Below are 13,418 nucleotides of genomic sequence, written 5' to 3' on the forward strand. Positions count from 1 at the left end.
TATGGCTGGATCACAGCATACCCAAACTCATCCTAAATTCACATGGCGTTTTCTGGCTCTCAGCGCCAGCTCTAGCAATGTTATTCACATCACCGCCACTACCGAACGCGAAGCCCGTGACCAGTCACCAGTTGGCTGCGTGATGGTCTTTGCTGGCCGCCTGCCGGTTCAGGGGGGGCAACATGCATAAGCTCACTATGTTGGATGCGCCTAATAAAATCAGGAATATTGCCACCCTGCTGGCTGCATCTCTCTTGATGAGAGACAACATCGAGGAGGAGCAACAGACGGCGATCGTGCTGATAGATATTGCCTTGGTTCGGTCTCGCGAACTTGCCCAGGATCTCAAGTCAGGGGAGGCCCGCCATGCTTAAGCTGAATCCTCAGGAGGTTGCAGTCACTGAGCTTATCCACTCCAAAGCTATTCTCCGCCTGGTATTGAATGACGTTGAACCCGGGGAGGCTCAAGAGGCCATTGAGGCTGTTAACTGTGCGCTGGAACGTGCCTTGGCTGCATTGCTGGAGGTGGATCATGCGTGATATCTACCATGCTGTCGTGAGTAACTCTGACCTCCTCAAAAACCTCTCTCAAGAAGCACTCACTGATTACAAAAACAACTGTGGTGATGCTGCGTCAGGAATAGTTTTCGCCCTTACCACTCTGGGCTGTTTATCCATGGAAGCTTGCGATAGTGACGAATATTCAGATGAAGAATGCCGAAGAGACATGATGGGTTTAAGTAGCGCTCTGAGGCACTTGCCACGGTTGATGCAGGCCCTTGATCAAAACCGTGAGAGCGCCGATTACGAATTAAAACGCCGGGGGGTAATCAAATGATCAGCCCAATCAAATTTAACGAGCTGGAAAAACGTGTTGCCGCCCTTGAGCTGGCGCTGGCAGCGATGTCCCGTAAGGATGCCTGTCCAGAAGGTATGGCACCGTTAACCACGATGGCGTCAGAGATGGGGATCTCCACCAAGAAGGCCGAGGAGCTGGCGCGTAACAGCGGAGTGATGATTGTTCGTCATGGTGGCAGCTATGCGGTACATGAAGCTAAGTTTCGGGAAGCGGCATTGCTGATCATCCGGGCTGCTAAACGGAAATATGGCAGCAAGTACTGGTACCACCCGCTGATCGGTAAATTCACCATGTCTATGAGGCCGAATCTATGACAGTGGAGACAAAACAAAAACTGGATTGGTCCGATGCACTCTTTTCCTGCGTCTATCTTTGGGTGGTTGGTAAACCAATCATGTCAGAGGATGCTTCAGCAGCGATACAAAGGCATGATCCACTGAGCCCATTAGGTGGCCTGGCTATTCGTATGCGCGCACTTTCTGTGGGGGGAGGCGTTACCCCTGAATGGCTCACTGAAAATGGTTATTTCTCTAGCCGAAATCCCGATAAGGCTAGGGAGAAGCGGGAAGATGTGATTCTGGAGTTTATCGGTCGGACTGATCTCAATGATGCTTTATCCGATAGCAAACGTATTAATCATTTATTCCCGCCAGTTGCGTTTTCTGTGGCGCAGATCGACCGTCGCAAGTTGGGGGATGGGACCACTGTTAGTGGTGATGATGTTGATAAATTAGAAGGGTTGAACACCACCTACACGCACGTTCTGGCTTTTGGTGATCACCACGTGGCCAGCATGCGAGCTAATCCAGTTACTGGGGAGACTCACGCTTTCCAAACGCTAAATTCATTCAGGAATAATTTTCTGGATGTTGGCAGGGTTGCGGGCCGCAAGCTGGGTGAGGCATGGCTACAGTGGCCGGGTCATTCCAAAAGGCTTGATGGTGTGGGGTTTTATCCAAACCCGTCGCTATGTCCATCCGGCGTCTACAACCTTTTCAGCGGCCTGTCTGTTGATCCCATTCACGGTGAATGCGGCCCATACCTTGATCACCTGCGAGATGTTATCTGTGCGGGTCACGATGAGGCGTACAAGTATCTGGTGGGCTGGCTGGCGCACTTGTTCCAAAAGCCCGAGGAAAAGCCCTCTGTAGCTGTTGTGATGAAGTCGATAGAGGGAACGGGTAAGGGGTCAATGGTAAAGCCGCTTCTTGAAATCTTGGGGATGTACGGCATTCAGGTAAACGGGCCGGGCCAAATCGCTGGGCGTTTTAACGGCACGATCGCCAATAAGCTGTTTGTGTTCGTGGATGAGGCCGAACTGACGGACAGCCGCGCCGCTGACAGGCTCAAGGCGATTATCAGTGAGCCGACAATAAACCTCGAGCGGAAAGGGAAAGATCCGGAACCCATGCCGAACTATGCTCGCTTTGTGTTTGCCAGCAACCACGAGCGCGTTATCAGGGCCGGTATGCGAGAACGCCGTTACCTGGTGCTTGAACCTGACGGTACCAAAGCACAAAACAAAGGTTATTTTGACCAGTTACACCACTGGATTAACCACGGAGGGGCATCGCACCTTCTGGCCTATCTGCTCAGTTATGAACTGGCAGGCTTCGACCCCCGTCGCCCACCGGTAACCGCTGCGCTGGTGGAGGAAAAATTAGCCAGCCTTCCACCAGCTTATCAGTATCTCTATAGCGAACTGTGGGAGGGTAAGCCTTTCGGTGATACGGATAAGATTTATGCCACGGATCTGATATCGCGTTTCAATGTCTGGTGTGAGGCTCATGGAGAACAGCTCACCGAGGCGGCGGCACGTTCTGCGGTGGGAAAGGTAATGGCTCGATTGAATATGTCCGTATGCGGTCGCTCCGACAGGGGGCCGGGCAAATATTACGAGGTCCCAGCCGTAGAGGAGCTGCAGGAAAGGTTTGCCGGGCTAATCGGAGAAGATCCGGCGATGGTGTTTATCTCATAACACATGTACGAGGAAAGACCTGTACCACCTGTACAACACAGCGTTAAAACGTTGTGTTGTATGGATTTATATATGGTACAGGTCATTTATTAACCTATACCAGACCTATACCACCTATACCGTTTTAAGGGGGATATAGGGACAGGTGGTACAGGTCGGTTTAGGTCTGTTTTACCTACCTGTACCAGCTGCAAGCCGCGCCAGTACTGGGTTAAATGCAAAGTGGTACAGGTGGTACAGCAAAAAATGCAAAACTACGAATGAAATTTGATACCGAGGAAGTTTAGCTGTTAAGCATCGCTGGTGATTATTGGCCGGGATACAACGCAGGAGCAGGGAAAATGACGCCGCGATCGGTGGCAGACCTGCAACGCGCTATGATGAAAACTCTCTAGGGGCTTACAGAAGTATGTTCTGCACCGCGACTTTAAATTTTGACATCCCTGCCTGACCATTTCGAGATGGTCCTCGTTATGGTTTTCTATATGTATCTATAAAAAATCATTATTTAGACATGTTTTATAGATGTGTCGATGTCATCACCATGAAATTGACATTAGATCATTGTGTGGGATACATTTATTAAATACCATTTAGTTACGAGCGTAACTGAATAAATGTAATGAAAGAAGATACACAAAAACTCATCGAAAACACGATCAAAGACATACTCTTGGGTAACGCCGCTTTAACCTTTCTCTTTGCCATTCCACTGGCCTATATCGTTAAAAGCGGGCTTGCGGTTGGATTGTGGGGACTCACACTGTTTGTCGCTCCCCCTATGCTCGTTGTGATTGTTTTTGTTATTTGCCGCATCCAGTCTCACGCAAGTATCTTCTTTAAATCTATATGGGCTAAGTGGGGTTATGTCATCTACGCGCTGGCATCTGCAGAATTGCTAGTGATCTACTCCATTGTTCAGATAGTAAAAATGCTGCTCAAGACTAAGTAAGGTCGCTTCTCACTATATGGTTCTGAGTCTAAATGGCATTTTCCCTATTTAATTAAGGATGCCGCATGAAAATAGAGCTAGAGAAGATGGCGCAACCGCAGTTATCACTGTGACTTAATCGTGGCTGAACGCCACCAACGTGAACGGCGCGTTGGAGATGGTTAAGCGACTGGCTGAGGGAATGTTAAAACGGCATATTGGCTAACCGATATCTAAAATTTAGCGCAGTTGCCCAGTCTGGCATCCGTCCGTTTTTACTCGATATATTCCCAGTATTTGTGTTGCAAACCTTTAAGCTTATGCTGCCTTAATGATTTTAGCCCAATAGCCTGAAGAAACGTTCGGGTGAGGTCGCAGAGATTAAACGGCAGAAACGAATTGACGCCAGATCAGTCATGCACAACAATGAAATCGAGGTAATTGGCGTTTTTTAACTGATGTAGAGGTTTATACAAAATTCATGGGCAAAGACAATCGCCTGACCCTAAAACTTGGTGGAACAAGTCCTGACGACCTTTCAATGTCTCGTCTTGGCAAGTATCTGTCAGCTCTATCCGACCTATATGGCTCGGTAGACGCCGTTCACTTTAAGGATGTGAGCGAGGGGTCAGCATGTCTGAATACTTGGGTTGATAACGTAGCCTCTTATAATGCCGTCATTCAACGTTCAATCTCCCAGGCTAACGCGTCCGGATCTTCATACCTTAAGTTAGTTACCCTTCTTGCTCAGGATGGATTTGAAGCAAAAATCATCAACCAAGATAAGGTGACTATTTTAGAATTCCCGTCGATAAAGGAAGATTTACCTTTCATAGTCAGAAAAAAAGGTAAAGTCCAAGGAAAGTTATATAACGTTGGCGGCAAAGACGATTCAGCCCCGGTTAAGCTTGAGGGCGCAAACGGGGAAACATTCCATTGCGAAGCTACGCCAGCTATGGCAGCCCAACTTGGGGCTCATCTTTTTAAGCAGGTAAGAGTTTCAGGTAGTAGCGAGTGGTTAAAAAAAGATGGGAAATGGAAGCTTAAAAAATTAATAATTGAATCCTATGAAGTTCTTGAAAAGTCCAATTTGAAGACTGCATTTAAAGCATTGCATGATGCTTCTGGTAATCAATGGAAAGAAGAAGATGACACACAAGCCATCTTACAAGCTTTAAGGGCACTAAATTGCGAATAATATTCGATACAAACATCTTAGTGCAGGCTATCACTGGAATGCGAGATGGATGCAAACTGTCTAATCCTGAGACAGGGATAGAGATTCCTGATCCCGAGAGGAGAATAGAGGCATTAATCGATATGGTAGAACGCAGTGGCGGAATAATTATTATCCCCACCCCTGTTTTAGCTGAGTACTTGGTGGGAATAGATGAAAAAGACCATCAAACTCACCTAAACTTAATCCAGCGTAAGGTATGCTTCGAGATTGCTAGTTTTGACGAAATTGCAGCAATAGAATGCGCTCAGATGCCATCATTAAAAGAGCTAAAAAACATGATGAAGTCTGATACTGCAAATAAGGTTAGGTTTGATAGGCAAATAATTTCAATAGCAAAATCACTAAATGCCGATGAAGTTTGGACGCATGATAAAGGCGTGTTCAACCGTTGCAAAGAAATGGGGATAGTTGTTAAATCACTCGCAGATATTGACCCTGTTCCAGTGCAAGTCCTAATTGATATGAGTTCAGATATATCATCTGATCTCCACTAGTCCAACTCGGCCCTTCGCTAGTTTTTTGGTGTCTGTAATCACTGATTATCAAGTAAATTATCACACACTTTGTGTTTAAGATTACTGGCCGAATTTAACCGTAAACTTCGGCAACTTACTATCTCGCCCTGCGTTTGAGGCTATCAACGGTGCTGGTGGTCCATTGGCCACCATGCGTTGGAGATTGTGAAGTTGTTGCCGAATGTTGAGGTAAAGCGGTCGGGCATACTGATGCGTACAACTACGATTAACGGCTTAATGGGGCAGGTATTAACAGCGGGGGGCAGTACTAAACCGGCATATCGGTAAAACAGAATGAATAAGCTCAATACGCTGTTTTTTTATTTGTACCGAGCCACAGTAACTACCCTTTTTTGATCTGGCCCAGAGCAAGACATTACAATAGCCCCGTCATTAGTCCAAAGCTTCAGAACGTAAAGGATGTTAGTGTCTACCACTATCTGAACTGGATAATCCCCTACTACTTGGCTGTACATGCTCAGAGCCCCACTTTTACAGTCTTCAAAAGACATCGGATTTGCACTTTTAGTAACCGCATCTTCCTGCTCAGGATAATTTCCTGATGACGCCATATTATTAAGCTGCTCTTTGCTGTAGTTGATACCAGCGAAACTTGAACAAGCTACAAACATACAGCAGCCAATAACGCTTTTGATTTTTTTCATATGAGTCCCTAGATGGTAATAATTTATTACATTCTAGCATGCCGTCATTCAGCACGGAGTAAGATTAGAAAGAGAAGCTCTCGACTGGCCCAACTTATCCAGAGCGCCAGCAGCACGCTTACGCGTTGAAAGAACCCTGTCAGCAGAATTACGGCGCAGCAGGTCTGGAATGGGGTAAGTGGTTGGCAAAGCACAAGAAGCTGCTGGCAGCGTTTGAATTTTTCAGGGGAAGCCCGAAAGGTTGGGTGATAGCTTTGAAAGTGCGCTTATTGACAGCTTCATAGTTATGATATAAATAATAACACTGATCATTCATACAGTAATTGTAGGTTTTTTCTATTACTGTAAAGTGAGAGGTGAGCATTTTTAATTTCTCAACGGATAGCCAGAACAAACCTATGTCACTACTTGATTTCGCATCACACAACTCATTTGAGCGTGCTGTGTCTCCTTTCAGGGAGATGGCTGCTTACGAGGCCTTGTGGACGGAGCAAGGCGCAACCTTTAAAACGATTGCTGATAAGTTTCGTCATGCACACGGTAATGTGTTGCCGTCAGAATTAGTTCCAGATAGCACGATCGAAACCTTCAAATCGAAGCTGAAAAACATCCTCGATAAGTACAATGTCGATGATTTTGGCGTTCGTGTGCATGGGGCTGGTGAATACCCGGAGAAACTGCGCGATGCCCGGCATCCTATTGAAGTTCTCTACTATCAGGGCTGGTGGGACTTAGTTAATACGCCTTCTGTTGCGGTTGTTGGTTCGCGCAAAGTATCTGAGGAAGGGGCCCGAAGAACGAGAAAGCTTGTTAAGTGCCTCGTTAATGATGGATTTACGATTGTCTCAGGATTGGCTGAAGGTGTTGATACCTGCGCACATGAAACTGCTTTAGAGATGGGCGGCAACACTATTGCTGTTATCGGTACGCCCCTGTCCCATAACTATCCAAAGCAAAATGTCGATTTGCAGAAAAAGATAAGAGATAATTTTCTGCTTATCAGCCAAGTGCCATTTCAGCGCTATCTGGATCAGGACTATCGCAGCAACAGGATATTTTTCCCTGAGCGTAATGTCACGATGTCTGCCCTGACCAAAGCCACCATAATTATTGAAGCGTCTGACACATCAGGCACCTTGACTCAAGCTCGTGCAGCCCTAGCTCAGGGCAGAAAACTATTCATTCTGGAGTCATGCTTCAAGAATACTTCAATCTCATGGCCCGCTAAATATGAAGCACAGGGGGCTATCAGAGTTAGGGATTACGATGATATTCGGAGCAATCTGGATTGATTATGCGGCTAACAATGATCGACGAGCTTACTCGCAATCAGCATCATCATTTGGCCGATGATGATTGCTGCTACTTCTTTGGCGAATATACAGCTCGTCAAGGCTATGGGTTTAGCGAAACCAATAATTTAATCCATAACTTCAAAAAGGGAATAGACCGGAAGGGAAGGGCTGAATATCAATATAAGGAATCAGCCATCAGGCGCGCTGCGCAGCTAATCAACACAATCAGCAATACAGATGTTTTGAGCTTCGTTCCCATCCCCCCATCGAAGTGTCCAGCAGACCCTTTGTATGACAACAGGCTTGTCGATGTATTGAGAATTTGTCAGCAGAATAAGGCAGATTTCGACTTCAGAGAGCTCATAACGCAGCGACTATCAATGGTAGCCTCACATGCTGCTGATAATCGCCCTAATCCTGAGCAGATTGCTCAGAATTATATCTTTAACCACGCTGCTGCTAACGGTATAAGAAACAGCATTGTGATCTTTGATGATGTTTTAACTGCAGGGAGCCACTTCAAAGCAATGAAAACCACTATCAGGCAGCATCTGCCTAATAATGTGATAATTGGTGTTTTTATTGCTAGGACTGAACGAGAAGCCGAATGGATTGATGATTTCGACATGGGGGATTAGTTACCGCTTCCTGTTAAGATCGATTTTGCATCTCTCCTCTTCTATTCACTGGAAGTATTTTTTCCCCACATCCTACCCGCTTTAATCTGATAATCGGCTTCATTGAGCCGTGCCGTTTTATCCTTTCCTGAAGTCCTGAGCACACGATCTATCTCCCCCTGCAACAACTGTCGGAACACGGAAGCCTGCCTGGGTTTTATCTGTCGTCTGTAAACAAGGTAAACGTTAGTGAGCCAATCACCCGCACCACCTGCTGTAAATACGTATGCAGCTTAAATGCATGAAACACAATTATCCCTATTTATGCAATAATAATTGATAGTATTGCTATTTATGCAATACTAAGGGCTGTGTTTATATCAGGGGTTAGGAGGCTTTATGACCAGCAAGGCGAAAGTGAGACCCATTCTGCTCAGTCAGGAACAGGTGAATTCTTTAGAGCGTATTCAGGCAGAGGAACGGGTGAAATCTCAGCTTGGCATCACGCCTAGCCTCCATGCCATCGCACGGGGAATTATGGATAAAGCACTGAGTAAGCGCGTTCTGCCTTAGTCAGCTAAACAATCACAATGATGGATATATCGATGAAATCATTCAAACACCTCTTTAGCAACAACAGTAAAGCAACTGCAGGAACGGGCCCTTTCGGCCACCTTTTCAGCGCCAGTACCGATGCCCCGGTACCACTTGATCAAACTAAGCAACAAGAGAAAGTGATTATCGTTGCCAAACCGAGTCAACACAGTCGGGAGCATAACGTTGCCGTTTCGGACGAAGCCAAAGCCAATCCCATTCTGGCCATGCGGCTGCTGAATGACACAGACCTGTCTTCAAAGAAAATCGTCGCCCAGTTGGCTGATGCCCCAATGGCACTCTCCAAGTTCACGCAGAACTTCATGGAAGCCAATGATCCGACCTGGGAGTTTCAGGACGAAGAAGACCAGGCGAGCACAGCATTGACCTTCTCAACCCAGCGTGGCGATACGAACGGATATATGGCAGGTCGCAACCGTGCGGCTAAATCGCTGGAGAAATTGAAAGAGCCTCTGACCGATGACGAGCATCAGGAATTCATGGAAACCATGAGGCGCATGGCGAATGAAGACAATCCAAATACACCGGACAATGTAGAAGCCCGCCGCCGGGCTGATGAAGAATACAAACAGGAAGTGGCCAATGCAGCAGCCCGACGCAATCAGCGTATGCGTGCAACCGGTGCCGTTCTGACGGGTGACAGTCGACTGGTGAGTGGCAGGGCAGCAACTCCAGTAAATGAGGCATCCTTGATCAAGTCTCAACTGGATGCTGGGCTGGGAGTTGCCGGAACGCCAATTCGATAATTAGGTGAACGGGTATGAATGATTTTAGCCACCTCGATTTTCAGAGTCTCGGCCTGCAGAGCAGCGGGCCGGTAAGCCGCTGTTCACCAGAACAGCGCTGGGCGCTGGCACTTTTAGGTGATAACTCCCCGCCTGAAGAGCAGCAGGCAAAGCCAAAGCATTCCAATGCGCACCGAATTGCGGTCAGCCAGCCAGCGAAGAACAACCCGATACTGGCACTCAAGCTTATTGACCGCGGCGAACCCTCAGAGCGAGCTATTGAGACGCTTGAAGCCAGCCATCGCCATCTCAGCAACTTTACTAAGCAAAAAATGAAGGCCATCTGTTCCGGCTGGGAATGCATGGATACAGAAGATCGTAATCAGGAGGCCTTCACTTACAGCACAACTCACCAGGACAGCAACGGCTACCGTGCGGGATTCAATGCGGCACTGAAGGCGCTGGAGAAGCATGTTAATTCATAGCCTGCAGAAATACCGGTACTGTCTTTTTCAATTTTCCCAAGATGATTTCTTAGCTTAGTTATTTAGTAATTAACAAATATCGAGGATTACAGATGCAGAAAATCGGGAATATCACACAAACGGCTGATGCTAACGGGGAGTGGACAAGTGGCAACGTTGCAGCAGGTACACCGCCGACAATTATTGATGCAACATGGTTGAATACCATTCAGCGAGAGTTGATCAATGTAGCAATCTCGGGTGGGGCGACGTTGAATCCAATTGATGATTCACAAGTTCTTTCTGCAATAAAAATACTTATAAGTCAGAGCGCTATAAGGCAAAAAACTTTTACTTTCAGTGGTTCTTTCACTGTCCCTGCTAGCGTATACACAATTTATGCCTCAGCAGCTGCAGGAGGGGGCGCTGGCGGCGGTGCCGGGGGAAGTAAAGCTGGCGGCGATGCATCCGGCGGCGGTGGTGGTGGTGCCGGGCAGTCGATTTACAAACGAGCATTCAGTGTCACACCGGGTCAAATTATCAGTATAACCATTGGCGCTTTTGGCTACGCTGCCGCTGGTGGCACAGCGGGCGGCGGCAATGGGTATGATGGCGGGGCTGGCGGCGATACCATCGTCGGTTCGCTCATAACGTTAACTGGAGGCAAAGGTGGGGCTCAAGGGAAGGGCGGCATAATAATCGGAGGTTCTGCGGGAGGCGTTGGGTACCCATCGGGTGGCCCAGGTGGAGGCTCAGGGAGTAATGGAAGTTCGGCTGGGGGCACTGCCGGCGGTGGGAATGGCGGTGGTTCATTATTTAGTGGTGCAGCGCTAGGACCTCTGAACGGAAATATTGGCGGCGGTGCATATGGTTATGGGAGTGGTGGTGCAGGTGGTGCCGCCGCAGCTTCAAACTCCAATTATGCAGGGGGGGCTGGAGGTAATGGTTCCTCTGGTGTTGTTACTTTTGAGTGGTGATGAGAATGATAATTTCACGATATGCAGTTATTGATAGCGGGATGGTTGTAAACATTGTTCTTTGGGATGCTGAATCTTCATGGGATCCCGGCGAAGGTTTAGATGTGGTACTCATTAATGAAGGTGTTGATGCCAATATTGGTGATTCCTATATCGACGGGGTGTTTAAGGATATATAGGGATTGATATCAAACTACGAAGATCGGAAATCAGGCCATGAAAAAAACATCTCTTAAGACGCCAGTGATGGCTTAGTGGGGAGGGATATACGGATGATTTTATCGGCAAGTAAAAATGGGTCCTTCCCCGGATTTATTTAACTCACGGGCATTGCGCGCCGTGTGGTTTCACCAGCTATAAATTTTTGAATTTGATTGACACTTTACACTTGTCACTTTTTGTTGCGCAATTGTTAATTGTCAAGCGTGGTAAGGTCTGGCGGGAAATTGACGGTGATTTTGATTGACAGTTTGATTGACACTTTTCCGGCTGAAAGTGTCAAGTTGACAGAAAAAGTGTCAAGCGGTTGACACTTTACAGTTTGATTGACACTTCGCCGCCTGCAGGTTGACATATTACACCGGCGGCCACGCACGAACGGGAGCCAGCACGATGAGTTTTATGAGCGTAAGCCAGTATGCAAAACACGCCGGCATGAGCCGCCAGGCACTTTACACCTGGGAGGCTAAGCAAGGGTTTCCGACGCGGGTAGGCGGCAAGATTGATCAGACGGCCTGCGATGCCTATCTGAAGCAATTCCGTGACAGCCATGATCCGCGCACGAAGAACGCCAACAGTAAACCGGCACCCGCCAGGGGTAAGCCTAAGACGGGGAGCGAGCTGGTGGATATGAGCGTTGCAGAGATTAAGCAGCATTTGGCCAGATGTACTGGGCAAGCTATCGAGATGGATGAAGACGAACGTGCAGCATTGGCGGCTAAGGCTGTGGGCCTATACCTGAGCGAGGGGCCAGATAACCCGCCAGTGACGTTTGGAGGCTATCGCCTGGCGATGAATGACTGTCCCCAATGGGAGTCTGAAATTGTCGCGGGTGGTGCGTTCGGCCTTTCGGCTTTTGATGTCGTCGGCGACTGCCGGGAACATGTACTCTATGTGGTCGAGGATGAGTCTGATACTTACCCTGTGATCCCGGCATTGCTCTACGTACTTGGGAAAGATGAATAATTGACAATCTAGCGGGCTCAGACCTGCACTCTCCAACCTTTGCCAGCTTCGTGCTGGCCTTTTTTTATGCATTGCACTCAGAATTGTATAACCGGGCTTTTGTGATTCTTCCGACGAATGGGAATATCGACATGCTAAAACATGAACAGATTGAAGATACTTTGATCGCCGCGGCTAAGCAGCAGGGGTTAGGTCTGAGCGGTAAGGACTTGCTGGATATTCGGACAAAGGTAGCGGCAACGCTGGCAGCCAAAGAACGGTATAAGCAGCGCGTGAACAGCACCGGTGCATTTCAATGGAATAAGCCTGCACCGCCGCGCAGATAGAGAATTACTCCACCCGTGACCATTCGCCGTCAATGGCACTACTTCCGCCGTTGTCACGGGCTACAGCGCACTGCCCTGGCAATCCATAGCGCGACACCTTACACCACACTCCAGCCGCCTGAGCTGAACCTTGCGTTCTATCTTGACGCTTCTCATAGGAAGTAACCCGTTCCAATAGTCCATCCTTCACCATTGATTCAAGCGTGCGCCTGGCAGATTCGACCTGGTGTTTTTTATTGCCCGCCAAGCCACCGTTTAGCAGGTAGGCAATTCCTGACACATCATAGGGCGGGCGTCCAATTTCACTCTGGATAAAGTCAAGAGCATGGGGATCGAAGTAGCTAAGAATGGCTTTCTTGCGGGCTGTAATTCTCATTGGCTGGTACTTTTCTTATTGTGGGGTAGATCTATCCTACAATAAGAATTGTGTTGCCTGACAATAAATACACTTACTTATTGCATCCATCCATCAAGATTTTTTTTAGCAAAAGGTTAGCTGCTGGGCTCAACGCCGGGTTTATCGTTGGGCTTATTAGAGGCTCGCTTAAACCAACAAACCGAGCATCTTTTTCTACCATCCAAGATCTGCCCACTTTCAACGCCGGTGGGTAAATCATGCCGAATTTTGCATACCTGCTCAGAGTTACCTTACAAGGTGCATAGTCACCAAATTCCTCAATAGCCCATTCGTACAGCGGTATTAATCTTGCCATTTCAAATCCTATTTATACGATAGGGTGAATTTTAGCCAATATATGACAGGTTCTGCGGGAGATCAAAAGTGAGTTTAGAATGCATTCCATTAACGGCATATTGCCAAATGACTGGCGAAACCCCCGAAGCAATCAACAAACGAATACAGCGAGGCATTTGGCACGAAGGATTACAGGTTTTGAAAATTGATGGCGTTAAAGAACGCTGGATCGACCTGATTGAAGTGAATCACTGGGCTAGGGGAAATAGAAGGTCGTTATCGGATGTAAGCTCAGAACCCAATTGGACTGCTTTAGATGAGATTGAACAGCC

Annotated in this window: 21 protein-coding genes and 1 pseudogene; 19 read left to right on the top strand and 3 right to left on the bottom strand. The window is 47.6% G+C overall.

The features are described from left to right. Window position 1: 1 nt before the first annotated feature. The 9 genes from IEV89_RS21985 (at window position 2) to IEV89_RS18670 (ending at window position 5,502) form a co-directional block, all read left to right on the top strand. A complete protein-coding gene (locus IEV89_RS21985; protein WP_308420896.1) occupies window positions 2-190 on the top strand; it encodes a host cell division inhibitor Icd-like protein in 189 nt (62 codons plus the stop codon). Beyond that, window positions 183-374: a hypothetical protein gene (locus IEV89_RS18635; protein WP_188475018.1), complete on the top strand. Its 192-nt coding sequence runs from the start codon at window positions 183-185 to the stop codon at window positions 372-374. Before IEV89_RS21985 ends, IEV89_RS18635 begins: the two co-directional genes overlap by 8 nt. Continuing rightward, a complete protein-coding gene (locus tag IEV89_RS18640; RefSeq protein WP_188475019.1) occupies window positions 367-540 on the top strand; it encodes a hypothetical protein in 174 nt (57 codons plus the stop codon). The genes IEV89_RS18635 and IEV89_RS18640 overlap by 8 nt, the downstream gene beginning before the upstream one ends. Beyond that, a complete protein-coding gene (locus IEV89_RS18645; protein ID WP_188475020.1) occupies window positions 533-838 on the top strand; it encodes a hypothetical protein in 306 nt (101 codons plus the stop codon). The genes IEV89_RS18640 and IEV89_RS18645 overlap by 8 nt, the downstream gene beginning before the upstream one ends. Then, window positions 835-1,173: a hypothetical protein gene (locus IEV89_RS18650; protein WP_188475021.1), complete on the top strand. Its 339-nt coding sequence runs from the start codon at window positions 835-837 to the stop codon at window positions 1,171-1,173. The genes IEV89_RS18645 and IEV89_RS18650 overlap by 4 nt, the downstream gene beginning before the upstream one ends. After that, window positions 1,170-2,837 carry a DUF5906 domain-containing protein gene (locus IEV89_RS18655; RefSeq protein ID WP_188475022.1) on the top strand — a complete coding sequence of 556 codons (1,668 nt, stop codon included), beginning with the start codon at window positions 1,170-1,172 and terminating at the stop codon, window positions 2,835-2,837. Before IEV89_RS18650 ends, IEV89_RS18655 begins: the two co-directional genes overlap by 4 nt. Before the next feature lie 622 nt (window positions 2,838-3,459). Then, window positions 3,460-3,789 carry a hypothetical protein gene (locus tag IEV89_RS18660; RefSeq protein WP_188475023.1) on the top strand — a complete coding sequence of 110 codons (330 nt, stop codon included), beginning with the start codon at window positions 3,460-3,462 and terminating at the stop codon, window positions 3,787-3,789. A 460-nt stretch (window positions 3,790-4,249) separates the two neighbouring features. Then, complete coding sequence (locus tag IEV89_RS18665) at window positions 4,250-4,966, top strand: hypothetical protein (RefSeq protein ID WP_188475024.1); 717 nt, start codon at window positions 4,250-4,252, stop codon at window positions 4,964-4,966. Next, window positions 4,957-5,502 (top strand): type II toxin-antitoxin system VapC family toxin, encoded by a 546-nt coding sequence (locus IEV89_RS18670; protein WP_188475025.1) that lies wholly within the window; start codon window positions 4,957-4,959, stop codon window positions 5,500-5,502. Before IEV89_RS18665 ends, IEV89_RS18670 begins: the two co-directional genes overlap by 10 nt. 341 nt (window positions 5,503-5,843) lie before the next feature. Here IEV89_RS18670 and IEV89_RS18675 read toward each other — a convergent pair whose 3' ends face one another. After that, entirely contained in the window at window positions 5,844-6,188 is a 345-nt protein-coding gene (locus IEV89_RS18675; protein ID WP_229746532.1) for a hypothetical protein, read from the bottom strand. A 398-nt stretch (window positions 6,189-6,586) separates the two neighbouring features. Between IEV89_RS18675 and IEV89_RS18680 the strand changes: the two genes are divergently transcribed. The 9 genes from IEV89_RS18680 (at window position 6,587) to IEV89_RS18720 (ending at window position 12,392) form a co-directional block, all read left to right on the top strand. Beyond that, on the top strand, window positions 6,587-7,480 hold the full coding sequence (locus tag IEV89_RS18680) for a DNA-processing protein DprA (RefSeq protein ID WP_188475026.1): 894 nt from the start codon (window positions 6,587-6,589) through the stop codon (window positions 7,478-7,480). A 14-nt stretch (window positions 7,481-7,494) separates the two neighbouring features. Then, the gene (locus IEV89_RS18685) at window positions 7,495-8,121 is read left to right on the top strand and encodes a hypothetical protein (RefSeq protein ID WP_229746533.1); all 627 of its coding nucleotides are present in this window, start codon (window positions 7,495-7,497) and stop codon (window positions 8,119-8,121) included. 378 nt (window positions 8,122-8,499) lie between these two features. Next, complete coding sequence (locus tag IEV89_RS18690; protein ID WP_188475028.1) at window positions 8,500-8,673, top strand: hypothetical protein; 174 nt, start codon at window positions 8,500-8,502, stop codon at window positions 8,671-8,673. 32 nt (window positions 8,674-8,705) lie between these two features. After that, window positions 8,706-9,461: a hypothetical protein gene (locus IEV89_RS18695; protein WP_188475029.1), complete on the top strand. Its 756-nt coding sequence runs from the start codon at window positions 8,706-8,708 to the stop codon at window positions 9,459-9,461. A 14-nt stretch (window positions 9,462-9,475) separates the two neighbouring features. Next, window positions 9,476-9,925, top strand: a complete 450-nt coding sequence (locus IEV89_RS18700) for a hypothetical protein (protein ID WP_188475030.1) — start codon at window positions 9,476-9,478, stop codon at window positions 9,923-9,925. Window positions 9,926-10,017: 92 nt separating this feature from the next. Next, complete coding sequence (locus IEV89_RS21920) at window positions 10,018-10,881, top strand: phage tail protein (RefSeq protein ID WP_188475031.1); 864 nt, start codon at window positions 10,018-10,020, stop codon at window positions 10,879-10,881. A 5-nt stretch (window positions 10,882-10,886) separates the two neighbouring features. Beyond that, window positions 10,887-11,060, top strand: a complete 174-nt coding sequence (locus tag IEV89_RS18710) for a hypothetical protein (RefSeq protein ID WP_188475032.1) — start codon at window positions 10,887-10,889, stop codon at window positions 11,058-11,060. Window positions 11,061-11,502: 442 nt separating this feature from the next. After that, on the top strand, window positions 11,503-12,066 hold the full coding sequence (locus IEV89_RS18715) for a hypothetical protein (RefSeq protein ID WP_229746534.1): 564 nt from the start codon (window positions 11,503-11,505) through the stop codon (window positions 12,064-12,066). A 131-nt stretch (window positions 12,067-12,197) separates the two neighbouring features. Continuing rightward, on the top strand, window positions 12,198-12,392 hold the full coding sequence (locus tag IEV89_RS18720; protein ID WP_188475033.1) for a hypothetical protein: 195 nt from the start codon (window positions 12,198-12,200) through the stop codon (window positions 12,390-12,392). Window positions 12,393-12,396: 4 nt separating this feature from the next. Here IEV89_RS18720 and IEV89_RS18725 read toward each other — a convergent pair whose 3' ends face one another. Both IEV89_RS18725 and IEV89_RS18730 read right to left on the bottom strand, forming a co-directional pair. Further along, the gene (locus tag IEV89_RS18725; protein WP_188475034.1) at window positions 12,397-12,768 is read right to left on the bottom strand and encodes a hypothetical protein; all 372 of its coding nucleotides are present in this window, start codon (window positions 12,766-12,768) and stop codon (window positions 12,397-12,399) included. A 73-nt stretch (window positions 12,769-12,841) separates the two neighbouring features. Continuing rightward, complete coding sequence (locus tag IEV89_RS18730; RefSeq protein ID WP_188475035.1) at window positions 12,842-13,105, bottom strand: excisionase; 264 nt, start codon at window positions 13,103-13,105, stop codon at window positions 12,842-12,844. Window positions 13,106-13,212: 107 nt separating this feature from the next. Between IEV89_RS18730 and IEV89_RS18735 the strand changes: the two are divergent. Beyond that, window positions 13,213-13,356 (top strand): annotated as a pseudogene (locus tag IEV89_RS18735) (excisionase); the annotation flags it as partial. Window positions 13,357-13,418: the final 62 nt, after the last annotated feature.

Source organism: Hafnia psychrotolerans (assembly GCF_014639435.1).
GTDB classification, from domain to species: Bacteria; Pseudomonadota; Gammaproteobacteria; order Enterobacterales; family Enterobacteriaceae; genus Ewingella; species Ewingella psychrotolerans.